The organism is Streptomyces violaceorubidus (genome assembly GCF_000717995.1).
Lineage (GTDB): Bacteria > Actinomycetota > Actinomycetes > Streptomycetales > Streptomycetaceae > Streptomyces > Streptomyces violaceorubidus.
In genome coordinates this window covers 139,416-163,681 of sequence record NZ_JODM01000009.1, presented here as the reverse complement: position 1 = coordinate 163,681, position 24,266 = coordinate 139,416, and the positions used below count along the sequence as shown (strand labels likewise).

Here is a 24,266-nt window from a genome sequence, read left to right as displayed (position 1 = left end):
CACATGGGCACGGAGTTGCTGACCATAGGGGCGTTCGCGCGGGCGACCCGGCTTTCACCGAAGGCGCTGCGTCTCTACGACGCGTTGGGCCTGCTGCCGCCCGCCCGCGTGGACCCGGTCACCGGCTACCGCCTCTACGCCCCGCAACAGGTCGAGCGGGCCCGGCTCGTGGCCTGGCTGCGACGCCTGGGGATGCCGCTGGTCCGCATCCGGCACGTGCTCGCTGGACGCCGGAGCGGCGGCCGGGGAGATCCGCGCCTTCTGGGCGCAGGCCGAGGCCGAGACCGCCGCCCGCCGCGACCTGGCCGCCTTCCTCGTCGACCACCTCACCCGGAAGGACCCTGCCGTGTCTCCCACCGCTCCTACCCTGAAGCTGCGTTACGCCGCCACCTCCGACACCGGTCTGGTCCGCGAGAGCAACCAGGACACCGCCTACGCCGGCTCCCGCCTGCTGGCCGTCGCCGACGGCTTCGGCACCGGCGGTGCCCCGGCGAGCGCGGCCGCCGTCGAGGCATTCCGGCGGCTGGAGGACGGCGGCGTCCCGGCGGGCGGCCTCCTCAACGTCCTCGCGGACGCCGTCGAGGAGGCCGAGCGGGCCGTGTGCGACGCCGTGGCAGCCGGTTGTGCGCCGGGGGCGGCCGGCACGACGCTCACCGCGATGCTCTGGACCGGGTCGCAGCTCGGTCTGGTGCACATCGGCGACTCGCGCGTGTACCTGCTGCGCGACGGCGAGCTGTTCCGGATCACGCACGACCACACCGTCGTCCAGTCGATGATCGACGAGGGCCGCCTCACTCCGGAGGAGGCCGTCTCGCACCCCCAGCGGTCGCTGCTGGTACGGGCGCTGGGCCAGGGCGCCGACCCGAGGGCCGAGATGCGCCTTCAGGACGCCCGGTCCCAGGACCGCTACCTGCTCTGCTCCGACGGCCTGTCGACCGTGGTGCCGGACGACGAGATCCGCCGGGTGCTCACCGCCCCGCAGGAGCCCGGGTGGGCCGCCCGTGCACTGGTGGCACTCGCCAACGACTCCGGCGGTCCCGACAACGTGAGCTGTGTCGTCGCGGACGTCGTGACCGCCGGGTGACTCCCGCCCCCGGCCCGCCCGTCGCTCAGGGCGGTTCCGCCCCGACCGCGACCCGGTCGCTGTCGCCCTCGGAGAGGAAGGACGCGAGGGCACTTCCCTCCTCGGCGACCTCGGCGCGCTCCGGGCGGGTGAGCCGGCGCAGCGGGGTGGCGGTCACCGTGCCGTCCTCGACGGTCCAGGTCGCGCCGACCCGGCCGTCGACGAGGACCACGCGGGCTCCGGTGACCGACAGACCGCGGTGCGCGTCGTCGATGACGCGACCGCGGTCCTGGTAGCCGAGGACCGCGTTGTCGAACGCCGGCAGGAACCGCACGGGGGCGGGGGTGTCGGGGTCGGGTCGTGGCGCGTCGGGCAGGTCCAGCAGTCGGCGGCCGCGTTCGTCGCGGAAGGCGACCAGTTTCCCGCGCACCGCCGCGACCGCGGCCGGCAGCCCCGCGAGCCCGCACCAGGCGCGCAGGTCCGCCGAGGCGGCCGGCCCGAACGCGGCCAGGTAGCGCCGTACGAGCGCCGCACCGACCGGATCGGTGCCCGGCGGGGCCGGCGGGTCGACCTCGCGGCCCAGCCAGTGTGCGACCGGGACGTTGCGCACCCCGGCCCTGGTGCGCCACAGGCCGCGCGGCGGCAGCTGCACCGTGGGGATCAGCGCGGCGACCAGCATCTCCCCGAGCGGCCTCAGACCCACGTCCGGCCACCGTCCGGCCACCGCCCGCGCGAGTTGGCCCATGGAGCGGGGTTCGCCGTCGGCCAGGACCGCCCGGCCCGCGGCCGCGAGTTCGTCGAGGTCGACCCCGGCGAGCTCGCGGCGGTAGGTGCCGAGGACGCGTCCGCGCAGCATGGCGTCGTGGCGCGATCGCCAGGCCAGTACGTCCTCGGCGGTGACGAGGTGGACGGTGCGGCGCATCAGGTGGGTGCGCACGACGCGACGCCCGGCCAGCAGGTCGTCGAGCGCCCGCGGGACGAAATCGCGCAGCCTCGACCACAGTCCGACGAACGGCTCCTGCGGCTCCTGTGCCTGCATGCCGCCCAGGTGCGCGACGGCGTCCGGGAGCGGGCGCTCGGCGCGGTCAAGCAGCAACTGCCGGGCGAGTGCGGCCCGGTTCAGCGACCGGGCGTCGAGCACGCTCACGCGGTGTACTCGCGCACGACGTCCAGGACCCAGGTGACGCCGAACCGGTCCCGCAGCATGCCGTACAGGGAGGCCCACTGCGCGGCCCCGAGCGGCCGCAGGACGGTCGCGCCCTCGGCGAGCCGCTCCCAGTACGCGGTGATCTCCTCGGCGCTCTCGCCGCGGACCGAGACGAAGAACGCGTTCTCGCCCCGGTTCCACGGCAGGTCGGACGGCACGTCGTAGGCCATCACGCCCGGGCCGTCGGCGCTGGACACCTGGCCGAACATCACCTGGTGGGCCGCGGCGGGATCCTGGACGTTTCCGGCGTCCCGGTACGTCACCAGGGTCAGGTCCCCGCCGAACGCGGACCGGTAGAAGGTGAGTGCCTCGCGGGCCTCGCCACGGAAGTTCAGGTGGGTCACGGCTTTCGCGGTCACGGCGGGCTCCTTGCCATCACGGTGGGACGGCCCGCGGTGCGGGCCGCCGCGGGACCGGTCGCGGCCCCGCGGTGCCCACTCTGCTTCGGGTAGCGGTCAGGTGGTGGCCGCTATGTGCGTCAGCATGGTCGTCATGCAGAAGACCTCGGCCCGGCTGCTGTCCCTGCTCTCGCTGCTCCAGGCCCGCCGGGACTGGCCCGGCGCGGTGCTGGCCGAGCGGCTGGAGGTCAGCCCGCGCACCCTGCGCCGCGACGTCGACCGGCTCCGCGAACTGGGCTATCCGGTCCGGGCGGTGAAGGGCCCGGACGGCGGCTACCGCCTGGACGCCGGTGCGCGGTTGCCCCCGCTGCTCTTCGACGACGAGCAGGCGGTCGCCCTCGCCGTCGCGCTGCGCACCGCGGCCGCCTCCGGCGCCGGGATCGAGGACGGTGCGGCACGGGCACTGGTGACCCTGCGCCAGGTGATGCCCGCCCGACTGCGGCACCGGATCGACGCCCTTCAGGTCACCCCCGTCGCACACTCCGCTCCCCTGCCGCGGCCCCAGGCGGACACCGGCGTCCTGATGGCGCTCAGCGCCGCCGTCCAGGCCCGCGAGGTGCTGCGCTTCGACCACACCCCGGCCCACCCCGGGGACACCGCGCCCGCGTGCGTGCCGCCCCCGCGCCGGGTGGAGCCGCACCACCTGGTCACCCGGGGCGGGCGCTGGTACCTGGTGGCCTGGGACCTGGACCGCGAGGACTGGCGGGTCTTCCGGGCCGACCGGGTCACCCCGCGCACGCCCACCGGGCCCCGCTTCACCCCGAGGGAACTGCCCGGCGGGGACGTGGCCGCCTTTCTGACCGGGAGGTTCCGCGGCTCCGACGGCTCCCCGGACTGGCCCTGTCGTGGCACGGCAGTGCTCCACCTGCCCGCCTCCGCGGTGTCCCCGTACACCGCCGAGGGGACCGTAGAGGAACTGGGCCCCGACCGCTGCCGGCTCACGCTGGGCTCCTGGTCGTGGTCCTCGCTCGCCGCCGCCTTCTGTCGGTTCGACACCGATGTCGAGGGCGTGGGGCCGCCCGCGCTCGGGGAGGCGTTCGCCCGGCTGGCCGACCGCTGCGCCAGGGCCGCCGCGCCGGGCGCCCGGCCCCGGTGAGCACCGGGCTCCGGGCCGGTGTCACACCCGCTGGACCCGCTCCACGCTCGCGCTTTCGGCGACGGGGCCGCTGCCCGTCACGACGCGCGAACGGCTGTGCAGCCGCAGGGAGACGGCGACGAAGCCGATCGCGACCAGGGTCATCGCCCCGCCCGCCCAGGCGGTGGCCTCGTACCCGAGGTCCGCGTCGATCACGGTGCCGCCGAGCCAGGGGCCGCCGGTGTTGCCCAGGTTGAACGCGGCGGTCGTCGTGGCGCCCGCGAGGGTGGGCGCGGCACCGGCGACGTTGAACATGCGCGCGTTGAGCGCGGGTGCCGTGTAGAACGCGGAGACCCCCAGCAGCAGCGACAGGACGACCACGGCGACGGGGCTGGAGGCGAACAGCGCCAGGGCGGCCAGCAGCACCGTCGACGCGGTGATGCCGGAGAGCAGGACGCCGAAGAGGTGCGCGTCGGCGACCCGGCCGCCGATCGTCGTGCCGATCAAGGCGCCGACGCCGAACAGCGCCAGCACGCTCGGCACCCAGCCGTCCGTGAGGCCCGCCACGTCGGTGAGCAGCGGCGCGAGATAGGAGAAGGCGCAGAAGACGCCGCCGGCGGCGAGCGCGGTGACGACGACGGACAGCCACACCTGGTGGTCCCGGTAGATCGCCAGCTCGCCCCGCAGCCGGGTGCGCCGCTCGGGCAGCGGGATGCGCGGGATCAGGGTCACCACGCCGACGAGCGCGACGGCGGACGCGCCGCCCACGGCCCAGAAGGCGGACCGCCAGCCCAGGTGCTCGCCGAGGAAGGCGCCCGCCGGGACGCCCAGGACGTTGGCGATGGACAGTCCGCCGATCATCACGGCCATGGCGCGGGCCCGCGCGGTCACCGGCACCATGGCGATGGCCACGGCCGCGCCGACCGCCCAGAAGCCGGCGCAGGCGAGCGCGCTGACGACCCGGGAGACGAACAGGACCGCGTAGCTCGTCGCGAGCGCGCCCGCGACCTGGCCGACGCCGAACCCGGAGATCAGCGCGACCAGCGTGGTCTTGCGCGGCAGTCGCAGGGTCGCGACGGCGAGCAGCGGGGCACCGACCACCATGCCGATCGCGAACGCCGATATCAGCAGCCCGGCTCGCGGGATCGACACGCCCATGTCGTCGGCGATCGGCGGCAGCAGCCCGGAGAGCATGAACTCGCTGGTGCCGAGCGCGAAGACGGACAGGCCGAGGATGTAGACGGCGAGCGGCATGCGTCCGGCCGTGGGCCGTGGGGAAGAGTCGGGCATGACAGGTGTCAACGGGGCCCGGCTTCCCGCCATTCCCGCGGCGGGCCCCGTCTCACGATGCGGCTACGGTGTCACGCGCTCCAGCCGGACGACGATGCCCTTCGAGGTGGGCTGGTTGCTGATGTCGGCGACGCTGTCCAGCGGGACGAGGACCTGGGTCTCCGGGTAGTACGCGGCGGCGGAACCGCGGGCGGTGGGGTACGGGACCACCTCGAAGCCCTCGGCGCGCCGCTCGGTGTCGTCGGGCCAGACGCCCACCACGTCGACGCGGTCCCCCGCGCTCAGGGACAGCGTGCTCAGGTCCTGCGGGTTGACCATGACCACCCGGCGGCTGCCGTGGATGCCCCGGTAGCGGTCGTTGAGCGTGTAGGGGATGGTGTTCCACTGGTCGTGGGAGCGCAGCGTCTGCAGCAGCAGGTGGCCCTCGGGCACGTCGGGGATGCGCCAGGTGTTGCGGGTGAACATGGCCTTGCCGGTGGCGGTGCGGTAGACGCCCTCGTTGACGGGGTTGGGCAGCCGGATGCCGCCGGGGCGCGCCACGCGCCGGTCGAAGTCGTACAGGCCCGGCACGATCCGGGAGATCCGGTCGCGGATGGTGCCGTAGTCGGCCTCGAACTCCTCCCAGCGCACGTTGCCCGGGCCCGCGCCGAGGGTGCGGCGGGCGAGGCGGCACAGGATGGCGACCTCGCTCAGCAGGAGGGGGGAGGCGGGTTTGAGTCGCCCTCGGGAGGTGTGCACCTCGCTCATCGAGTTCTCCACCGTGACGAACTGCTCGCCGCCCGCCTGGTGGTCGCGTTCGGTCCGGCCGAGGGTGGGCAGGATCAGCGCGGTCTGCCCGCAGACGGTGTGGGAGCGGTTGAGCTTGGTGGAGACGTGGGCGGTCAGGCGGCAGCCGCGCATGGCCTCCTCGGTGACCGCGCTGTCGGGGGCGGCCCGCACGAAGTTGCCGGCGACGCCGAGGAAGAGCTTGATCCGGCCCTCCCGCATCGCCTTGATCGAGTTCACCGAGTCCAGGCCGTGGGCGCGCGGCGGGTCGAAGCCGAACTCGTCGCGCAGGGCGTCCAGGAAGGAGTCCGGCATCTGCTCCCAGATGCCCATCGTGCGGTCGCCCTGGACGTTGCTGTGGCCTCGCACCGGGCAGGCGCCGGCCCCGGCCCTGCCGAGGTTGCCGCGCAGCAGCAGGAAGTTGACGATCTCCCGGATGGTGGGCACGCCGTGCTTGTGCTGGGTGATGCCCATCGCCCAGCACACGATGACGCGTTCGCTGCCGAGGACCTCGTCGCGGACCCGCTCGATCTCCTCGCGGGTCAGACCGGTGGTGGTGACCACGTCGTCCCAGGAGGCCTGCCGGGCGTGCTCGGCGAACTCCTCGAAGCCGCTGGTGCTGTCCCGGATGAACGCGTGGTCGAGGACCGTGCCGGGCCGGGCGTCCTCGGCCTCCAGGAGCAGCCGGTTCAGTGCCTGGAAGAGGGCGAGGTCGCCGCCGGGCCGGATGTGCAGGAACCGGTCGGCGATGCGGACGCCCTGGCCGATCACCCCGCGTGCCTTCTGCGGGTTCTTGAACCGCAGCAGCCCCGCCTCCGGGAGCGGGTTGACCGCGACGATGCGGGCGCCGTTGCGCTTGGCCTGCTCCAGTGCGCTCAGTTGCCGCGGGTGGTTGGTGCCGGGGTTCTGCCCCACCAGGAAGATCAGGTCGGCGTGGTGGAGGTCGTCGAGGCCGACCGTACCCTTGCCGGTGCCGAGGGTCTCGTGCAGGGCGAAGCCGCTCGACTCGTGGCACATGTTGCTGCAGTCGGGCAGGTTGTTGGTGCCGTACGCCCGCGCGAAGAGCTGCAGGACGAACGCGGCCTCGTTGCTGACCCGGCCCGAGGTGTAGAAGACCGCCTCGTCGGGGCTGTCGAGCGCCTTCAGTTCGCCGGCGAGCAGGTCGAGGGCCTCGCGCCAGCTGACGGGCTCGTAGTGGTCGGACCCGGGCCGCTTGACCATCGGCTCGGTGAGGCGTCCCTGCTGGTTCAGCCACAGGTCGGAGCGCCCGGCCAGGTCGGAGACGGAGTGCTCGCGGAAGAAGTCGGCGGTGATCCGCCGCGTGGTCGCCTCGTCGTTGATGTGCTTGGCGCCGTTCTCGCAGTACTCGTTGCGGTGCCGGTGGCCGGGGGCGGGGTCCGCCCAGGCGCAGCCCGGGCAGTCGATCCCGTCCACCTGGTTCATGGTCAGCAGGTCCACCGCGGTGTCCTTCGGGGACGTCTGCTCCAGGGAGTACTCCAGTGCGTGCACCACCGCGGGCACACCGGCGGCCCAGGTCTTGGGCGGGGTGACGGTCAGGTCGTCCCGGGGTTCTTCCCTGGGCGGCTTCTTCATCGGGGGATCGCCTCTCGTTCGCCGTGTTTCCCGTACCGGGCTCTCAGCCCACGGGCCAGACCGCCACCCGGCTGCGCGGCGGCTCGGGTTCCCCGGGCCGCACCTGGCCGCCGCGGATGGTCCCGCGCCAGGCGCCGCTCGCCTCCCCGTGGCCTTCGATGTACGCCTTGAAGTGCGCGAGTTCACGCCGTACGACGCGGCCGGTGAGCCCGGGGACCACGGGCAGCACGCCGGTGAGTCCGCGCGGCTCGGCCGACAGCCGCAGGGTCACCTCCGTGCTGTCCCGCCCGGTGGGCCGGAACGTCACCTCGCCCCGGTGGCCGTGGCGCTGCCCGAGGCTGCGCCAGGTCAGGTGCGAGTCGGGCACCTGGTCGACGATCTCGGTGGCGAACTCCCGGCACACCGGGCCGAGGCCGACGGCCCACAGCGTCACGGCCGGCCTGATCTGCTCCACCCGTTTCACCGTGGTCATGAACCTCGGGAAGCACTCGAACTGGGTCCACTGGTCGTACGCGGTGCGCACCGGTACGGCGATCTCGATCGTCTCCTCGACGGTGTTCACGTGCCGCTCGCCTCCGCGGGTCGTGGGCCGGTCCTGTCGACCGTGCAGTGCAGGGAGTCGTCGACCACGTCGGCGACGATGGTGTCGCCGGGGTCGGCCTCGCCGCCCAGCAGCAGGTCGGCGACGCGGTTGTCGAGTTCCGCCTGGATCGTGCGCCTGAGCGGTCGGGCGCCGAACTCCGGCTGGTGGCCGTGGGCGATCAGCAGCTTCTTGGCCGCCTCGGTGACCTTCAGCGTCAAGCCCTGGGCGTGCACCCGCCGTTCGCTGCGGGCCAGCAGGTGGTCCACGATCCGGGAGAGGTCGTCCTGGGTGAGGCCGTGGAAGACGATGATCTCGTCGATGCGGTTGAGGAACTCCGGCAGGAACCGGCCCCGCAGCTCCTGCGTCAACTCGTCCTTGAGGTCGGAAACGTCGCCCTTGTGGTCGAGGATGCGGCGGGCGCCGATGTTGGACGTCATGATGACCACGCAGTGCCGGAAGTCGACCGTGCGGCCCTGTCCGTCGGTGAGGCGGCCGTCGTCGAGGATCTGCAGCAGGGTGTTGAAGACGTCGGGGTGGGCCTTCTCCACCTCGTCGAACAGGACCACGCTGTAGGGCTGCCGGCGGACCTTCTCGGTGAGCTGGCCGGCCTCCTCGTAGCCCACGTATCCGGGCGGGGCGCCGACGAGCCGGGCGACCGTGTGCTTCTCCTGGAACTCGCTCATGTCGAAGCGGATCATCCGGCTCTCCTCGCCGAACAGCAGCTCGGCGAGGGTCTTGGCCAGCTCGGTCTTGCCGACGCCGGTGGGGCCGAGGAAGAGGAAGGAGCCCACGGGGCGGTCGGGGTCGCCCATGCCGGCCCGGTTGCGGCGCACGGCCCGTGAGACGGCGGTGACCGCCTCGTCCTGGCCGACGATCCGGGCGTGCATCTCCTCCTCCAGCCGGAGCAGCCGTTCCTTCTCCCCGGCCGTCAGCTGGGACAGCGGGATGCCGGTGCGGCGGGAGACCACGTCCGCGATGTCCTCGGCGGTGACGGAGACGACGCCCTCGCGGCGCTCCTCGATGCCCGCGAGTTCACCCTCCGCCTCGGCGATCTCCCGCTTCAGCTCGCCCGCGCGGGAGTAGTCCTCGGCGGCGACGGCCTGCTCCTGCTCCCGGCGCAGCTTCGCGATGCGGTCCTCGCGGCTGACGACCTCGGTGGAACGGCTCGCGCTGCGCAGCCGTACCCGGGCGCCCGCCTGGTCCATGACGTCGATCGCCTTGTCGGGCAGGAAGCGGTCACTGACGTAGCGGTCGGAGAGTTCCGCCGCCGCGGTCAGGGCGCCGTCGGCGAAGCGGACCTGGTGGTGCGCCTCGTAGGCGTCGCGCAGGCCCTCCAGGATCTGCACCGTCTCCTCGACGGTGGGCTCGGGGACCATCACGGGCTGGAAGCGGCGTTCGAGGGCCGCGTCCTTCTCGACGTACTTGCGGTACTCGTCGATGGTCGTCGCGCCCACCACGTGCAGCTCGCCGCGCGCGAGGGCGGGCTTGAGCATGTTCCCGGCGTCCATGGAGCCCTCGCCGGTGGCCCCGGCGCCGACGACGGTGTGCAGTTCGTCGATGAACAGGATGATGTCGCCGCGGGCCTGCTGGACGTCCTCGATGACCTTCTTGAGCCGCTCCTCGAACTGTCCCCGGTACTGCGCGCCCGCCACCATGCCGGACAGGTCGAGGGCGACGACCCTCTTGTCCTTGAGCGTGTTCGGGACCTCACCGGCCACGATGCGCTGGGCCAGTCCCTCCACGATGGCGGTCTTGCCGACGCCGGGTTCGCCGATCAGCACCGGGTTGTTCTTGGAGCGCCGGGAGAGGATCTCCACGGTCTGCTCGATCTCCTCGGCGCGGCCGACGACGGGGTCGAGTCTCCCGGCCTTCGCCTCGTCGGTCAGGTCCCGTCCGTACTCGTCCAGTGTCGTGGCGGGCTTCCCGGCGTCGTCGCCCGGTGTCCCGCCCGAGCGGGCGGCCTGCTCGGTGAACCCTTCCAGCTTGCCGATGTCCTGCCCCTGGGCGCCCAGCAGCCGGGCCGCGCCCGTGTCGCCGTCCGCCAGCAGGGCGCCCAGGATGTGCTCGGGGCCGATGTAGGAGACGCCGGACGCCCGGGAGCGGGCGTAGGCGGTGGCGAGGGTGCGCTTGGCGGCCGGGGTGAGGCCCGGCTCGGCGGACGGCTCGCCCGCCTCACGGGGCAGGATCCCGGCGATCCGGGAGGCGAGCGTGTCGGGGTCGGCGCCCGCCCGGGCGAGCAGTCCCCGCGCGGGCTCGACCTTCGTGGCCGCCCACAGCAGGTGCTCCGTGTCCAGGTCGGACGTCCCGTCCTCCAGCGCCCGCCGTGCCGCCAGGTTGAGCAGCTCCTGCGAGGACTCGGTCAGCATCCGGCCGATCGGCACGCGCTGCACCGCCGGGGGCGAGGAGGCGGGCGACGTTCCGAAGAACCGGTTGAACAGATCACTGAAGGGATCGGACGAACCGAAACCGAACGACGACATCGACATGACGGCTCCTGGGGCGGTGGCGAGTCGATTCCACCGAAACCCCATGTCGGCACGTCCGCAAGCGGAGCGCCCGGCGCTCGGCGGCGAGGACCCGTTGTCAGTGGTGGGCGGCATGATCCCGTCCATGACTCCTCCCGCGGCAGTGATCGCCGACGCCACCGCCTACGCCCGGGCGGTCGAGGACGCCGCGCGCGCGGCCGCCGCCTACTGCGCGGGCGGCTCCTCCCCGCTGGACGACGACGCCTACGACCGGCTGGCGCGAGGGATCGCCGCGTGGGAGGCCGCACACCCCGAGGAGGTGCTGCCCGACTCCCCCACCGGCAAGGTCGCCGGCGGCGCGGCCGAGGGGGACGTGCCGCACACGGTGCCGATGCTCAGCCTGGACAACGTGTTCTCGCCCGAGGAGTTCACCGCCTGGACGGCGTCCCTGGCCCGGCGCGTCGGCCGCGAGGTCGGCCGGTTCGCCGTGGGCCCCAAGCTGGACGGCCTCGCGGTCGCCGCCCGCTACCACGAAGGCCGCCTCACCCGGCTGATCACCCGGGGTGACGGCACGGCCGGGGAGGACGTCTCGCACGCCATCAACACCGTGGAAGGGCTGCCCGGGACGCTGACCGAGCCGGTGACCGTCGAGGTGCGCGGCGAGATCCTGATGACGACGGCCCAGTTCGAGCACGCGAACGAGGTGCGCATCCGGCACGGTGGGCAGCCCTTCGCCAACCCGCGCAACGCGGCCGCGGGCACCCTGCGGGCGAAGGAGCGCGCCTACACGGTGCCGATGACGTTCTTCGGGTACGGCCTGCTGGCCCTGCCCGGCACCGACGCCGCGCTCGCCGGGCGGCTGGAGGAGCTGCCGTACAGCGAGGCGATGTCGACGGCGGCCGGGCTCGGCGTGCACACCAGCGCCGGCACCGCGGTCCCGGAGGTGGTCGTCGAGACGGCCGGGCAGGCCGTGGCCCGGGTCCAGGAGATCGCCGCGCTCCGTGCCGAGCTGCCGTTCGGCATCGACGGGATCGTCGTCAAGGCCGACCTCGCCGCCGACCGGCGGGCCGCCGGGTCGGGGTCACGGGCGCCGCGGTGGGCGATCGCGTACAAGCTCCCGGCGGTGGAGAAGATCACCCGGCTGCTGGAGGTGGAGTGGAACGTCGGCCGTACCGGCATCATCGCCCCGCGCGCCGTCCTGGAACCGGTGGTCGTCGAGGGCTCCACGATCACGTCGGAGTTCGCCGTGCTCGTCGCCGACCTGCTCGGCTGAGGCCAGGGACACCCGCGCCAGGGGTGCCGGCGACACCCCCGAGTCGGGGGCCCAGTTCCACTGATCTTCCGTCCAGGGCCTGGAAGGGTCGTCGGTGCAAGGACACCGTCCGCCCGCCGCGCCGGGCGGCCGGGGAAAGGGAAAGCCCATGCACCGCAAGCGCCTCGACGCCCGTCCTGCGGGGCGAAGGGGAGTGTACGTTCGTACGCCCTGCCCGGTAGGCTCCCGCGCATGACTGTTGACGTACTGCGCCGGCCCGCCCCGGCCGATCGGCGGGCTCGCGTGGCCGTCGCCGTGCTGTTCTTCACCAACGGCGCCCTCTTCGCCAACCTGCTGCCCAGGTATCCGCAGATCAAGGCGGACCTCGGCATCGGGAACGCCGCCTACGGACTGGCCGTGGCGGCGTTCCCGGCAGGCGCCATCGCGGCCGGGCTCGCGGCCGGGATCCTGGTGCGCCGGTTCGGTTCGGCGCGGGTGGCGGTCGGCGGCACACTGCTCACCGGGGCGGGCATCCTGGTCGCGGGCCTCGCCGACTCGGTGGTGGTGTTCGCGGGGGCGCTGTTCCTCGCCGGGGCGATGGACGCCTTCACCGACGTCGCGCAGAACGCCCACGGGCTGCGGGTGCAGCGCCGTTACGGACGTTCCCTCATCAACTCCTTCCACGCCATCTGGTCCATCGGCGCCGTCACCGGCGGTTCCATGGCCGCCGCCGCGATCGCGGTCGGCGTCGCGCGGGGCCCGCACCTGCTCTTCTCCGCCGCGGTGTTCGCGGTCGCGGCCTGCGTCGCCCTGCGCTACTGCCTGCCGGGCCCGGAGACCGAGGCCGAACCGGCCGTGGAGACCGGCACCGGGCAGGACCCGGCGCCGCTGCCGACGCGGGCCGCCGCGGCGGGCCTGCGCACCGGCTGGGTGCTGGCCGCGCTCGTCCTCATCGCCACGGCCGGCACCCTCGTCGAGGACGCGGGCATGTCCTGGGCCACCCTCTACCTCTCCGACTCCCTGCACGCGACGGCGGCGCTGGCCGCCTCCGGGTACGTCGCCCTGGTCGGCGCGCAGTTCGTCGGCCGGATCGTCGGCGACCGGCTCGTGGACCGCTTCGGCCAGCGCGCGGTGGCCCGCTCCGGCGCCCTGATCGCGGCGGTCGGCATGGGTCTGGCGCTGGCCGTTCCGACGGTGCCGGGCACGATTCTCGGGTTCGCCGCGGCCGGGTTCGGAGTGGCGACGCTGGTCCCGGCGGCTATGCACGAGGCCGACGAACTGCCCGGTCTGAGGCCCGGGGCGGGCCTGACCCTCGTCTCCTGGCTGATGCGGCTCGGCTTCCTGCTCTCGCCGCCCGTCGTGGGTCTGGTCGCCGACGCGACGAGTCTGCGGGTGGGTCTGCTCGTGGTGCCGCTCGCGGGGCTCCTCGTGCTGCTGTGCGCGGGAGTGCTCCGGCCCCGGCGCGGCTGAGCCGTCCCGCCGGCCGACACGCCCCACGGAGAGCGTACGTTCGTACGCCTTCAGGGGTAGGATCGGACGCATGCCGACGGACCACTTCGCGGGCGACTCCCGCACCAACCTCGAACGCATGCGGGCAGGCGACCTCTACATCGCCGACGACCCGGAGATCGCCCGCAGGCAGCAGCAGGCCGTGCGGCTGTCCGCCCGCTACCAGGCCGCGTACGCGGAGGACGCGGAGGCGGCACGACCACTCCTCGTGGAGCTGCTCGGCTCGCTGGGGCCCGAGGCCCATGTGCGGCCCCCGCTGTACGTCGACTACGGCAGCAACATCACCGTCGGGGCGCGCACCTTCGTCAACTACAACCTGACGGCGCTGGACGTCGCGGCGATCACCATCGGCGAGGACTGCCAGATCGGACCGAACGTCCAGCTGCTCACCCCCACGCACCCCCTGGAGCCCGGACCGCGGCGGGACAAGCTGGAGGCCGCCCGCCCGATCGTCATCGGCGACAACGTCTGGCTGGGCGGCGGCGCGATCGTGCTCCCGGGCGTCACCATCGGGGACAACTCCGTCATCGGGGCCGGTGCGGTCGTCACCAAGGACGTGCCGGCGAACGTGGTGGCCGTGGGCAACCCCGCCCGGCCGGTGCGGAACGTGTAAGTCTGCTCCCATGGCAACCGGACACACCGATCCGCAGCGGCGGGAGCGCATCCTCGCGGCCACCCTCGACCTGATCGCCGAGGAGGGCATCGCACGCGTCTCCCACCGGCGGATCGCGCAGCGCGCGGGGGTACCGCTGGGCTCGATGACGTACCACTTCAGCGGCATCGAGCAGCTGCTGCGGGAGGCGTTCGGGCGGTTCACCGACCACATCGTCGCGGTCTTCGACGAGCATCTCGGCGCCGCCGCCGACCGCGACGAGGCCCGGGCCGCGGTGGCCGTCCTCGTGCACGAGCTGTCCGAGGACAGCCAACGGGACCTGGTGCTCACCCAGGAGCTGTACACGCTCGCCGCGCGCCAACCGGCCTACCGGGAGCTGACCCACGAGTGGATGCGCCGCAGCCGCGTCCACCTGGAGAAGCACTTCGACCCGGACACGGCCCGCCAGCTCGACGCCCTCATCGAGGGCCTGACGCTGCACCGCGCCCTGGCCCGTGAGCCGCACGGCCGTGCCCTCACCCTGGAGGCCATCGCCCGGATCACCACGACGGACCGGGGCGCACCCCGGCCGGGCGACACCCCCTAGCGGCCCGTGCGGCGCGGGCCTGACCCCCGCGCCGCACGGGCATCCCCCGTCAGCAGACGCCGTCGCCCGGCTTGGGGTTGCCCAGGCCGAAGGGCCGCAGTGTGAGCCCCACCCAGGTGCCGGCCAGCGCGAAGGCGCCCCACAGCCAACCGCTGAGGCTGCCCGAGGCGATGCCCGCCAGGTAGGCGCCGATGTCGCAGCCGCCGGCCAGCCGGGCGCCGATGCCCATCAGCACGCCGCCGAGCACCGCCGCGACGGCGGTGCCCCAGGGGATGCCCCGGTGCGGTGCCCAGGTGCCGCCGAGCGAGGCGGCGACGGCCGCGCCGACCATGATGCCGATGTCGGTGAGGCTGGTCCTGTCGGCGAGCACCGGACCGGCCAGCGTCTCGGCGTTGCCGGGCCGCTGCCACCAGGTCCGGTTCTCCGGGTGGCCGCCGAGCGCGCCGACCAGCTCCGAGCCCCACAGGCTGAAGGCGCTGGTGACGCCCCAGGCGCCGCCGGAGACCAGCAGGACACCCGCGCCGAGCACGGCCAGCGCGAGGGCTCCGACGGCCGGCGGCCAGGAGCCGCGGACGGCGCGGACGGCCGCCCGGCGCGCCGAGGGCACGGCGCCCAGCGGCGGCGGGTTGCGGCGGGCCTGGACGCGCCGGCTGACCAGCACCACCAGGAGCAGGGCGCCGATGGTCACGGCCCAGGAGCCGAACCAGCCGATGTGCCCGGACAGCACGACGGGCTCCCAGGCGGGGAGGTCCTACCACAGTTCGAACTGCCAGGCGGCCAGCGTGGCCCCGGCGACGAAGCCGCCCAGCGTCAGCACGATCGACGTCTGTCCCGAGCCGACCGCGAACAGGGTGCCCGAGGCACAGGCGCCGCCGAGCTGCATACCGATCGCGAAGAGCGCCGAACCGGCGAACAGGCCGACACCGATCGGTCCGGCGGACGGCGCGGGCTGGGAGCCGAACAGCCCGGTCCCCGTGCCGATGACGAGTGCGAACAGGGTGGCCGTGGTGCCGAGCAACAGGGCGTGCGCCCGCAGCCCGGAGCCGTTGCCGACGGCGACCAGCCGGCGCCAGGCGGAGGTGAAGCCGAAGCGGGAGTGGAAGAGGGCGAGGCCCAGACCGAGGCCGAGCAGGAGGAGCACGCCGGGCTTGGCGCCGTGCGCGGACCACACGTACGCGGTCAGCGCGGCGGCCGGCACCCCGGACACGACGAGCGGCGTCCGCCGCACCGGCGGCAGGGGCGGCGCCTCGGGCCGCGCCGAGGAGGTGGGCGAGGGGGTGAACAGGGCCGCGGGTGCGCGCCGCGGCGCGGCGCGGCGCGACCGGGGCGGACCCGGCGGGGGTGCGGTGGTCACGGAAGGATCTCCGGGGTGGTGCGCACGGGGACGGCGGACGCCGGCGGACCGGCGGCGCGGGGGGGCGCGGCCGGTCCGGGGGCTCAGCGGCTGCAGAGGCCGTCGTCGACGCACCACGCCGAGCACGCGAGGAGCGCGAGGCACAGCAGCGGAGCGGATGCATACATGCGTACGAACATACGGAAGAGCGTGCTCCGTATGCCACGCCGTCCCGCCATGCGGAGGGCGGGACGGCGTGGGGTGCGCGTCTGCGCGGGCGGTTACAGGGTGCGCTCCAGGCGGTCCGCCATCAGCTGCACGAACCGGGCGGGCTCCTTGGGCCGGCCGCCCTCGGCGAGCACCGCGAGGGCGTGCAGCAGTTCGGCGGTCTCGGTCAGTTCCGCGCGGTCCCGCTGGTCGGTCCAGGCCCGGTTCAGGGTCTTCACCAGCTGATGCTCCGGGTTGAGCTCCAGGATCCGCTTGGCGCTGGGCACCTCCTGGCCCATGGCCCGGTACATGTTCTCCAGGGCGGGCGTCAGCTCACCCGCGTCGGAGACGACGCAGGCCGGGGAGACGGTGAGGCGGGAGGAGAGGCGGACCTCCTTGACGTCCTCGCCCAGGTGCTCGGTCATCCAGCCGAGCAGCCCCGCGTACTCCTCGCCCTGCTTCTCCTTCTCGGCGTCGCTCTTGTCCTCCTCGGTGCCGGACAGGTCGATCTCGCCCTTGGCCACCGAGCGCAGCGTCTTGCCCTCGTACTCGCCGACCGCGTCGACCCAGACCTCGTCGACGGCGTCGGTGAGCAGGAGGACCTCGACGCCCTTGGCGCGGAACGCCTCCATGTGCGGGGAGTTCTCGATGGCCTGCCGGGACTCGCCGGTCATGTAGTAGATGTCGTCCTGCCCGTCCTTCATCCGCTCCACGTAGTCCTTGAGCGAGGTGGGCTCGTCGGCGTCGTGGGTGGTGGGGAACGCACAGGCGGCGAGGATCGCGTCCCGGTTCTCGGAGTCGGTCACCAGGCCTTCCTTCAGCACCGCGCCGAACTCCCGCCAGAACGTGGCGTAGCGGTCCGGCTCCGACGTCCGGAGGTCCTTGACCGTCGAGAGGACCTTCTTCGTCAGCCGGCGCTGGATCATGCGGATGTGGCGGTCCTGCTGGAGGATCTCGCGGGAGACGTTGAGCGAGAGGTCCTGCGCGTCGACGACGCCCTTGACGAAGCGGAGGTAGGGCGGCAGCAGTTCCTCGCAGTCGTCCATGATGAAGACGCGCTTCACATAGAGCTGGACGCCGCGCTGGTAGCCCTGGGTGAACAGGTCGTGCGGGGCGTGCGAGGGTACGAAGAGCAGGGCCTGGTACTCGAAGGTGCCCTCCGCCTGGAGCCGGATCGTCTCCAGCGGGTCGCGCCAGTCGTGGGCGATGTGCTTGTAGAGCTCGTGGTACTCGTCGTCGGACACCTCGTCGCGCGGGCGCGCCCACAGGGCCTTCATCGAGTTGAGCGTCTCGGCCTCACGGGCCTCGGCACCGTCGCCGTCGTCGCCGCCCGGCTCGGGCAGCAGCCGGACCGGCCAGGTGATGAAGTCCGAGTACCGCTTGACGATCTCCTTGATCTTCCAGGCGGAGGTGTAGTCGTGCAGCTGGTTCTCGGAGTCGGCCGGCTTGAGGTGCAGCGTGACGGCGGTGCCCTGCGGGGCCTCCTCGAGCCGTTCCAGGGTGTACGTGCCCTCGCCGCGCGAGGTCCAGCGGGTGCCCTCGGTCTCGCCGGCGTGGCGGGTGACCAGGGTGACCTCGTCCGCGACCATGAAGCCCGAGTAGAAGCCGACGCCGAACTGGCCGATGAGCCCGTCGGCGCCGGACGCGTCCTTGGCCTCGCGCAGCTCCTGCAGGAACTTGGCGGTGCCCGAGTTGGCGATGGTGCCGATCAGCTGGGTGACCTCGTCGTACGACATGCCGATGCCGTTGTCCCGCACGGTCAGGGTGCGGGCGTCCTTGTCGACCTCCAACTCGATGTGGAGGTCGCTCACGTCGGCGTCGGGGGCGTCGTCGCGCAGGGCGGCGAGGCGCAGCTTGTCCAGCGCGTCGGAGGCGTTGGAGACGAGCTCGCGCAGGAAGACATCCTTGTTCGAGTAGACGGAGTGAATCATCAGCTGCAGGAGCTGACGCGCCTCTACCTGGAACTCAAACGTTTCGGTCGTCATGGCTGGTGAGTACCTCACAGGTCCACGGAATGTCTGCACTGGTGTGACAACTCTAGAGCAGCTCGGGCGGCCGTCGGCGCCGGTCAGGCGACCTCCGGGCCGACCTCCCCCGCCCAGGAGGCGGGCGCGGGCCGTCGTCGACGCGGAAGTTCCGTCGACCACGTTGACTTCGCGTCAACGGCGCTGCACATTACTGCAAAGTAGAACCGCCCGGTAACTCCGCTGCCGCCCTCCCGAAGAAGAGAGAGCACATGCCGAAGCACACCCTTCGCCGTGTCATGACCGCGACAGCCGCCGCCATCGGCGCACTCGCCCTGGGCCTCACCGACGCCACCGCGCACGCCACGCCGGCCGCGCCCGCCACCCTCGACTACGTGGCTCTCGGCGACAGTTACAGCGCCGGGTCGGGCGTCCTGCCCGTCGACCCCACCAACCTGCTCTGTCTGCGCTCGACGGCCAACTACCCCCACGTCCTCGCGGAGTCGACGGGCGCCCGCCTCAAGGACGTCACCTGCGGCGCCGCACAGACCGCCCACTTCACGCAGGCCCAGTACCCGGGCGTCGCCCCCCAGTTGGACGCACTCGGCACCGGGACGGACCTGGTCACGCTCACCATCGGCGGCAACGACAACAGCACGTTCATCAACGCCATCACGGCCTGCGGCACGGCGGGCGTCCTCAGCGGCGGCAAGGGCAGCCCCTGCAAGGACAAGCACGGCACCTCCTTCGACGACGAGATCGAGGCCAACACCTACCCGGCGCTCAAGGCCGCGCTGCTCGGCGTCCGCGCCAGGGCGCCGCACGCCCGGGTGGCGGCCCTCGGCTACCCGTGGATCACACCGGCCACCGCCGACCCGTCCTGCTTCCTGAAGCTGCCCATCGCCTCCGGTGACGTGCCCTACCTCCGCGCCATCCAGGCGCACCTCAACGACGCGGTCCGGCGTGCCGCCGAGGAGACCGGCGCCGTCTACGTGGACTTCTCCGGGGTCTCCGACGGCCACGACGCCTGCGAGGCCCCCGGGACCCGCTGGATCGAGCCGCTGCTGTTCGGGCACAGCCTCGTCCCCGTGCACCCCAACGCCCTCGGCGAGCGGCGCATGGCCGAGCACACGATGGACGTCCTCGGCCTGGACTGACGTCCGCAGGAGCGTCCTTGGGCGACTCGCCGCGTACGCTTTCGCCGTGCCGTCCTCCCCCCTGCGCCGCGTCGCCGTCCTCGTGCTCGAAGGCGCGAAGCCGCTCGACGTCGGCATCCCGGCGCAGGTCTTCACGACCCGCGCGAGCATGCCGTACGAGGTGCGGGTGTGCGGCGCGGCGCCCGGACTGGTCACCGGCGGTGACGGCCTGTCGTACCACGTCGCCCACGGCCTCGACGCGCTGGCGTGGGCCGACGTGGTCTTCCTCCCCGGATACCGGTCCCCCGACGTCGAGGACCCGCCGCGGACCGTCCTCGACGCGCTGACGGCGGCCCACGACGGGGGCGCGCGGCTCGCCGCCATCTCCACCGGTGCGTTCGCGCTGGCCGCCACGGGCCTGCTCGACGGCAGGCGGGCCACCACCCACTGGCACTACACGCGCGCCCTCGCGGCGAAGCACCCGCGGGTGCGGGTCGACGAGAACGTGCTGTTCGTGGACGAGGGCAGCGTCCTGACGTCGGCGGGCGCCGCCTCCGGCATCGACCTGTGCCTGCACATCCTGCGCGGCGACCTCGGGGTGGCCGCGTCGAACCACGCGGCCCGCCGCCTCGTGGCGGCCCCCTACCGCAGCGGCGGCCAGGCCCAGTACGTGCCCCGCAGCGTGCCCGAGCCGCTCGGCGAGCGGTTCGCCGCCACCCGCGAGTGGGCGCTGCGCCGGCTCGACGAGCCGCTCACCCTGGAGGCGCTGGCCCGCCACGCGGCGGTGTCGGCACGCACTCTCTCCCGGCGCTTCGTCGAGGACACCGGGTACACACCGATGCAGTGGGTCATGCGCGCACGCGTCGACCTGGCCCGTGAACTGCTCGAACGCTCCGAGCGCGGCGTCGAGCAGATCGCCGCCGACGTCGGGCTCGGCACCGGCGCGAACCTGCGACTGCACTTCCAGCGCATCCTCGGCACTACCCCCAGCGAGTACCGGCGCACCTTCGCCCGGGGCGAGTAGCCGGACCGCGCGCCGCCGCCCTCCCCTGGCGTGATCCTTGCGAACCGTGGCACTCACGCCGCTGCCACCCGCCCCCGGCGTGCGCGAGCCTGGGGGCGAAGGACCTGGTGGCGAACGAAGGGACACACCACTCATGACTCGCATCGGCATCAACGGATTCGGCCGCATCGGGCGCAACGTGCTGCGCGCACTGCTCGAACGCGACACGAAGCTGGAGGTCGTCGCCGTCAACGACCTCACGGAGCCCGCCACCCTGGCCCGTCTGCTCGCCTTCGACTCGACGGCCGGACGGCTCGGCCGCCCGGTGTCCGTCGACGGGGACACCCTGGTCGTGGACGGGCACCGCATCGAGGTGCTCGCCGAGCGCGAGCCCGCCCGGCTGCCCTGGGCCGAGCTGGGCGTGGACATCGTGCTGGAGTCGACCGGCCGCTTCACCTCGGCCGACGCCGCCCGCGCCCACCTGACCGCGGGCGCGCGGAAGGTCCTGGTCAGCGCCCCGTCGAGCGGCGCCGACGTGACGCTCGCCTACGGCGTGAACACCGACGCCTACGACCCGGCCGCGCACACCGTCGTCTCCAACGCGTCCTGCACCACCAACGCCCTCGCGCCACTCGCCGCGGTCCTCGACGAGCTGGCCGGCATCGAGCACGGCTTCATGACGACGGTGCACGCCTACACCCAGGAGCAGAACCTCCAGGACGGCCCGCACCGCGACGCGCGCCGGGCCCGCGCCGCCGGGGTGAACATCGTGCCGACCACGACGGGCGCCGCCAAGGCGATCGGCCTGGTCCTGCCGGGCCTCGACGGCAAGCTGTCGGGCGACTCGATCCGCGTGCCGGTCCCGGTGGGCTCGATCGTCGAGCTGAACACGACCGTCGCCCGCGACGTGACGCGCGAGGACGTGCTGGCCGCCTACCGCGCCGCCGCCGAGGGCCCGCTGGCCGGCGTGCTGGAGTACTCCGAGGACCCGCTGGTCTCCTCCGACATCACCGGCAACCCGGCCTCGTCGATCTTCGACTCGGCGCTGACCCGCGTGGAGGGCCGCCACATCAAGGTGGTCGCCTGGTACGACAACGAGTGGGGCTTCTCCAACCGCGTGATCGACACCCTCGGACTGCTCGCCACACGCTGAACGGGCAGCCGGTTCGGCATCACCGGGGGTCACACGTCACAATGGTGCGATGAGCAATTCCAAGGTTTACTTCGACATCGACATCGACGGCCAGGATGCGGGCCGCATCGTCTTCGAGCTCTTCGAGGACGTCACCCCCAAGACCGCCAAGAACTTCCTGGAGCTGGCCACCGGCGAGCACGGCTTCGGCTACGCGGGTTCCCCGTTCCACCGTGTGATCCCGCAGTTCATGCTCCAGGGCGGTGACTTCACCAAGGGCAACGGCACCGGGGGCAAGAGCATCTACGGCGAGAAGTTCGCGGACGAGAACTTCCAGCTGAAGCACACCGAGCCGTACCTCCTGTCCATGGCGAACGCGGGTCCGAACACCAACGGCTCGCAGTTCTTCGTCACCACCGTCCCCACCCCGTGGCTGGACGGCAAGCACGTCGTCTTCGGCAAGGTCGTCGAGGGCACGGACGTGGTGGACAAGATCGAGGGCTACGGCTCCTCGCCCGCCGGCAAGACCTCCAAGGAGATCAAGGTGCGCGCGTCCGGCAAGCTGTAAGGCCTGATCAGCCCTACGAGGACGTGAACCGACGGGGGTCCGCCGCATTCGGTGCGGTGGGCCCCCGTTCCCGTCCCGTCTGGTGGGGTGCGCCGGGTGGTGCGACGCTGGGGTGGAGGAGCGTCCGCGCAAGGCAACCCCGGGAGGACCGATGGGACGGGACGTCCCGGCGCTGGTCTTCACCCGCGAGGACCGCCGCCGGTACCGGATCAAGATGCAGGAGTGCCTGGAGGCCTTCGCGCAGATGCTGCGCGAGTCCCGGTTCGAGACCGAGCGCCCCCAGGTCGGCCTCGAGATCGAACTGAACCTCGTCGACGACCGCGGCGAACCCGCCATGCGCAACAGCGACGCCCTCGAAGCGATCGCGGACCCCGCCTGGTCCACCGAGCTGGGCCGCTTCAACCTGGAGATCAACATCCCGCCCCGGCAGCTGACGGCGGGCGGCCCCGACTCCTGGGAGACCGAGATCCGCGCCGCCCTGAACCACGCCGAGGACCGCGCGGCGTCGGTCGGTGCCCATCTGATCATGGTCGGTATCCTCCCCACGCTGCGCCAGTCCGACGTGGGCGAGGCGGCCCTGTCGGAGAACCCGCGCTACCGGCTGCTCAACGACCAGGTGTTCGCCGCCCGGGGCGAGGACCTGCACATCGAGGTGGACGGCGTCGACCGCCTGCGGACCTACGCGGACACCATCACGCCGGAGGCGGCCTGCACCAGCACCCAGTTCCACCTCCAGGTCGCCCCGGAGGAGTTCCCCGCCTACTGGAACGCCGCCCAGGCCATCGCCGGGGTCCAGGTCGCCCTCGCGGCCAACTCGCCCTTCCTGCTCGGCAAGGAGCTGTGGCACGAGAGCCGCATCCCCCTGTTCGAACAGGCCACCGACACCCGGCCGCAGGAGATCAAGGCCCAGGGGGTCAGGCCCCGGGTGTGGTTCGGGGAGCGCTGGATCAACAGCGTCTTCGACCTCTTCGAGGAGAACCTGCGCTACTTCCCGGCGCTGCTGCCCCTGTGCGACGAGCAGGACCCCGCCGAGACCCTCGACCGCGGCGACATCCCGGAGCTGGGCGAACTCACCCTCCACAACGGGACCATCTACCGCTGGAACCGGCCCGTCTACGCCGTCGCCCACGACAAGCCGCACGTCCGCGTCGAGAACCGGGTCCTGCCCGCCGGCCCGACCGTCGCCGACACCCTCGCCAACGGCGCCTTCTACTACGGGCTCACCCGCGCCCTGGTGGAGGAGGAACGGCCGGTGTGGTCGCGGATGTCCTTCTCGGTCGCCGAGGACAATCTGCACACCGCCGCCCGGCACGGCATCGAGGCCCGGCTGTACTGGCCCGGAGTGGGCGAGGTGACGGTGCCCGAACTGGTCCTGCGCCGGCTGCTGCCGCTGGCGCACCGGGGACTGGAACTGTCCGGCATGGACTCCGCCTGGCGGGAGCCGCTGCTCGGCATCATCGAGCAGCGCTGCGTCACCGGCCGCAACGGCGCGGTCTGGCAGAAGGAGATGTTCCACCACATCGACGCCACCGCCCGGCCCGGCCGCCACGAGGCGCTGCGCCGGACGACCCAGCAGTACATGGACTACATGCACCTCAACGCCCCGGTCCACACCTGGCCGGTCGACTGACGTCCGGGGCAGCTCAGGCCACCAGGGAGGCGACGGAGCGATGTGCCGATGGCTCGCCTACTCGGGGACACCCGTCCTCCTTGAGTCCCTGCTCTACCAGCCCGAGCACTCGCTCATCGACCAGAGCCTGCACGCCCGCATGGGGGTCGAGACGACGAACGGGGACGGGTTCGGCGTCGGCTGGTTCGGGCCGGAGATGCACACCCCCGCCATCGTCCGGGAGATCGGGCCGGCCTGGAGCAACAGCAACCTGCGGGAGATCGCGAGCCATGTCCGCTCGCCGCTGTTCTTCGCCCACATCCGGGCGTCGACGGGCAGTCCGGTGCAGCAGACCAACTGCCATCCGTTCCGCCACGGCCGGTGGATGTGGATGCACAACGGCGCGATCGCCGAGTTCCACCGGCTGCGCCGGGACCTCGCGCTGGCCGTCGATCCGCGGCTCTTCCTCGACATCGAGGGATCGACGGACTCGGAGATGATGTTCTACCTGGCGCTCACCCTCGGCCTGGAGGACGATCCGCCCGCGGCCGTGGCGCGGATGGCGGGGCTGGTGGAGGAGATCGGCCACGAGCACGGCGTGGAGTTCCCGCTGCAGATGACCATCGCCGTGACCGACGGGCGCCGCCTGTGGGCCTTCCGCTACTCCAGCCAGGCCCAGTCCCGGTCGCTCTACTACAGCAGCCGGGTGGAGAGCCTGCGCGCGCTCCACCCGGGACTGCCCTTCCTCAAGGACGCGTCGGACAGCACCCGCCTGATCGTGTCGGAACCCCTGGGCGATCTGCCCGGGGTGTGGAACAAGGTGCCCGAGAGCAGTTACGGCGTCGTCCAGCCGGAGGGGGACGAACTGCTCCCCTTCGTTCCCCGCCCACCGTGACGCCGTTGACACGGACGGAC

Annotated in this window: 17 protein-coding genes and 3 pseudogenes; 12 read left to right on the top strand and 8 right to left on the bottom strand. The window is 72.8% G+C overall.

Going from position 1 to position 24,266, the window contains the following annotated elements; all coding sequences use genetic code 11:
• Positions 1–3: 3 nt before the first annotated feature.
• A pseudogene (locus IE94_RS35610) lies at positions 4–1,084 on the top strand (MerR family transcriptional regulator).
• A gap of 25 nt (positions 1,085–1,109) precedes the next feature.
• Here IE94_RS35610 and IE94_RS0114935 read toward each other — a convergent pair.
• Positions 1,110–2,210: a winged helix DNA-binding domain-containing protein gene (locus IE94_RS0114935; RefSeq protein ID WP_030183733.1), complete on the bottom strand. Its 1,101-nt coding sequence runs from the start codon at positions 2,208–2,210 to the stop codon at positions 1,110–1,112.
• Positions 2,207–2,629, bottom strand: coding sequence for a VOC family protein (locus IE94_RS0114930; protein ID WP_030183731.1), 423 nt, complete (start codon positions 2,627–2,629; stop codon positions 2,207–2,209). Before IE94_RS0114930 ends, IE94_RS0114935 begins: the two co-directional genes overlap by 4 nt.
• 133 nt (positions 2,630–2,762) lie before the next feature.
• Here IE94_RS0114930 and IE94_RS0114925 point away from each other — a divergent pair, with 133 nt between their 5' ends.
• On the top strand, positions 2,763–3,764 hold the full coding sequence (locus IE94_RS0114925; RefSeq protein ID WP_030183730.1) for a helix-turn-helix transcriptional regulator: 1,002 nt from the start codon (positions 2,763–2,765) through the stop codon (positions 3,762–3,764).
• A gap of 21 nt (positions 3,765–3,785) precedes the next feature.
• On the opposite strand, the gene IE94_RS0114920 is transcribed toward IE94_RS0114925, so the two are convergent.
• From IE94_RS0114920 to IE94_RS0114905, 4 genes are all read right to left on the bottom strand, one after another.
• Positions 3,786–4,997 carry a Cmx/CmrA family chloramphenicol efflux MFS transporter gene (locus tag IE94_RS0114920; protein WP_030183727.1) on the bottom strand — a complete coding sequence of 404 codons (1,212 nt, stop codon included), beginning with the start codon at positions 4,995–4,997 and terminating at the stop codon, positions 3,786–3,788.
• Positions 4,998–5,096: 99 nt separating this feature from the next.
• The gene (locus IE94_RS0114915; RefSeq protein WP_030183724.1) at positions 5,097–7,391 is read right to left on the bottom strand and encodes an FdhF/YdeP family oxidoreductase; all 2,295 of its coding nucleotides are present in this window, start codon (positions 7,389–7,391) and stop codon (positions 5,097–5,099) included.
• Positions 7,392–7,434: 43 nt separating this feature from the next.
• Entirely contained in the window at positions 7,435–7,953 is a 519-nt protein-coding gene (locus IE94_RS0114910; protein ID WP_030183721.1) for an SRPBCC family protein, read from the bottom strand.
• Complete coding sequence (locus IE94_RS0114905; RefSeq protein ID WP_030183713.1) at positions 7,950–10,460, bottom strand: ATP-dependent Clp protease ATP-binding subunit; 2,511 nt, start codon at positions 10,458–10,460, stop codon at positions 7,950–7,952. The genes IE94_RS0114910 and IE94_RS0114905 overlap by 4 nt, the downstream gene beginning before the upstream one ends.
• 112 nt (positions 10,461–10,572) lie before the next feature.
• Here IE94_RS0114905 and IE94_RS0114900 point away from each other — a divergent pair.
• From IE94_RS0114900 to IE94_RS0114885, 4 genes and pseudogenes are all read left to right on the top strand, one after another.
• A pseudogene (locus IE94_RS0114900) lies at positions 10,573–11,673 on the top strand (NAD-dependent DNA ligase LigA); the annotation flags it as partial.
• A gap of 270 nt (positions 11,674–11,943) precedes the next feature.
• Positions 11,944–13,161, top strand: coding sequence for an MFS transporter (locus IE94_RS0114895; RefSeq protein WP_030183708.1), 1,218 nt, complete (start codon positions 11,944–11,946; stop codon positions 13,159–13,161).
• A 70-nt stretch (positions 13,162–13,231) separates the two neighbouring features.
• Positions 13,232–13,813, top strand: a complete 582-nt coding sequence (locus IE94_RS0114890; protein WP_030183706.1) for a sugar O-acetyltransferase — start codon at positions 13,232–13,234, stop codon at positions 13,811–13,813.
• A gap of 10 nt (positions 13,814–13,823) precedes the next feature.
• Positions 13,824–14,399, top strand: a complete 576-nt coding sequence (locus IE94_RS0114885; protein WP_030183703.1) for a TetR/AcrR family transcriptional regulator — start codon at positions 13,824–13,826, stop codon at positions 14,397–14,399.
• Between the two features lie 49 nt (positions 14,400–14,448).
• Here IE94_RS0114885 and IE94_RS35605 read toward each other — a convergent pair.
• Both IE94_RS35605 and htpG read right to left on the bottom strand, forming a co-directional pair.
• Positions 14,449–15,753, bottom strand: a pseudogene (locus IE94_RS35605) (YeeE/YedE family protein).
• A gap of 260 nt (positions 15,754–16,013) precedes the next feature.
• Positions 16,014–17,924 (bottom strand): molecular chaperone HtpG, encoded by a 1,911-nt coding sequence (gene htpG, locus IE94_RS0114870; protein ID WP_030183701.1) that lies wholly within the window; start codon positions 17,922–17,924, stop codon positions 16,014–16,016.
• 251 nt (positions 17,925–18,175) lie between these two features.
• Here htpG and IE94_RS0114865 point away from each other — a divergent pair, with 251 nt between their 5' ends.
• From IE94_RS0114865 to IE94_RS0114840, 6 genes are all read left to right on the top strand, one after another.
• The gene (locus IE94_RS0114865; protein WP_030183699.1) at positions 18,176–19,060 is read left to right on the top strand and encodes an SGNH/GDSL hydrolase family protein; all 885 of its coding nucleotides are present in this window, start codon (positions 18,176–18,178) and stop codon (positions 19,058–19,060) included.
• Positions 19,061–19,106: 46 nt separating this feature from the next.
• On the top strand, positions 19,107–20,063 hold the full coding sequence (locus IE94_RS0114860; protein ID WP_030183696.1) for a GlxA family transcriptional regulator: 957 nt from the start codon (positions 19,107–19,109) through the stop codon (positions 20,061–20,063).
• A 133-nt stretch (positions 20,064–20,196) separates the two neighbouring features.
• Entirely contained in the window at positions 20,197–21,195 is a 999-nt protein-coding gene (gene gap, locus IE94_RS0114855; protein ID WP_030183690.1) for a type I glyceraldehyde-3-phosphate dehydrogenase, read from the top strand.
• 49 nt (positions 21,196–21,244) lie between these two features.
• Positions 21,245–21,742, top strand: coding sequence for a peptidylprolyl isomerase (locus IE94_RS0114850; protein ID WP_030183687.1), 498 nt, complete (start codon positions 21,245–21,247; stop codon positions 21,740–21,742).
• A 151-nt stretch (positions 21,743–21,893) separates the two neighbouring features.
• On the top strand, positions 21,894–23,372 hold the full coding sequence (locus IE94_RS0114845; protein ID WP_030183684.1) for a glutamate-cysteine ligase family protein: 1,479 nt from the start codon (positions 21,894–21,896) through the stop codon (positions 23,370–23,372).
• Positions 23,373–23,412: 40 nt separating this feature from the next.
• Entirely contained in the window at positions 23,413–24,246 is an 834-nt protein-coding gene (locus IE94_RS0114840) for a class II glutamine amidotransferase (protein ID WP_030183681.1), read from the top strand.
• The last annotated feature ends 20 nt before the right edge of the window (positions 24,247–24,266 follow it).

Bases quoted from the DNA above. Each gene is read 5' to 3' on its own strand.
- IE94_RS0114925 (WP_030183730.1), top strand. From the start codon at position 2,763: ATGCAGAAGACCTCGGCCCGGCTGCTGTCCCTGCTCTCGCTGCTCCAG.
- IE94_RS0114920 (WP_030183727.1), bottom strand. From the start codon at position 4,997: ATGCCGCTCGCCGTCTACATCCTCGGCCTGTCCGTCTTCGCGCTCGGC.
- IE94_RS0114915 (WP_030183724.1), bottom strand. From the start codon at position 7,391: ATGAAGAAGCCGCCCAGGGAAGAACCCCGGGACGACCTGACCGTCACC.
- IE94_RS0114905 (WP_030183713.1), bottom strand. From the start codon at position 10,460: ATGTCGATGTCGTCGTTCGGTTTCGGTTCGTCCGATCCCTTCAGTGAT.
- IE94_RS0114895 (WP_030183708.1), top strand. From the start codon at position 11,944: ATGACTGTTGACGTACTGCGCCGGCCCGCCCCGGCCGATCGGCGGGCT.
- IE94_RS0114890 (WP_030183706.1), top strand. From the start codon at position 13,232: ATGCCGACGGACCACTTCGCGGGCGACTCCCGCACCAACCTCGAACGC.
- IE94_RS0114885 (WP_030183703.1), top strand. From the start codon at position 13,824: ATGGCAACCGGACACACCGATCCGCAGCGGCGGGAGCGCATCCTCGCG.
- htpG (WP_030183701.1), bottom strand. From the start codon at position 17,924: ATGACGACCGAAACGTTTGAGTTCCAGGTAGAGGCGCGTCAGCTCCTG.
- IE94_RS0114865 (WP_030183699.1), top strand. From the start codon at position 18,176: ATGCCGAAGCACACCCTTCGCCGTGTCATGACCGCGACAGCCGCCGCC.
- gap (WP_030183690.1), top strand. From the start codon at position 20,197: ATGACTCGCATCGGCATCAACGGATTCGGCCGCATCGGGCGCAACGTG.
- IE94_RS0114850 (WP_030183687.1), top strand. From the start codon at position 21,245: ATGAGCAATTCCAAGGTTTACTTCGACATCGACATCGACGGCCAGGAT.
- IE94_RS0114845 (WP_030183684.1), top strand. From the start codon at position 21,894: ATGGGACGGGACGTCCCGGCGCTGGTCTTCACCCGCGAGGACCGCCGC.
- IE94_RS0114840 (WP_030183681.1), top strand. From the start codon at position 23,413: ATGTGCCGATGGCTCGCCTACTCGGGGACACCCGTCCTCCTTGAGTCC.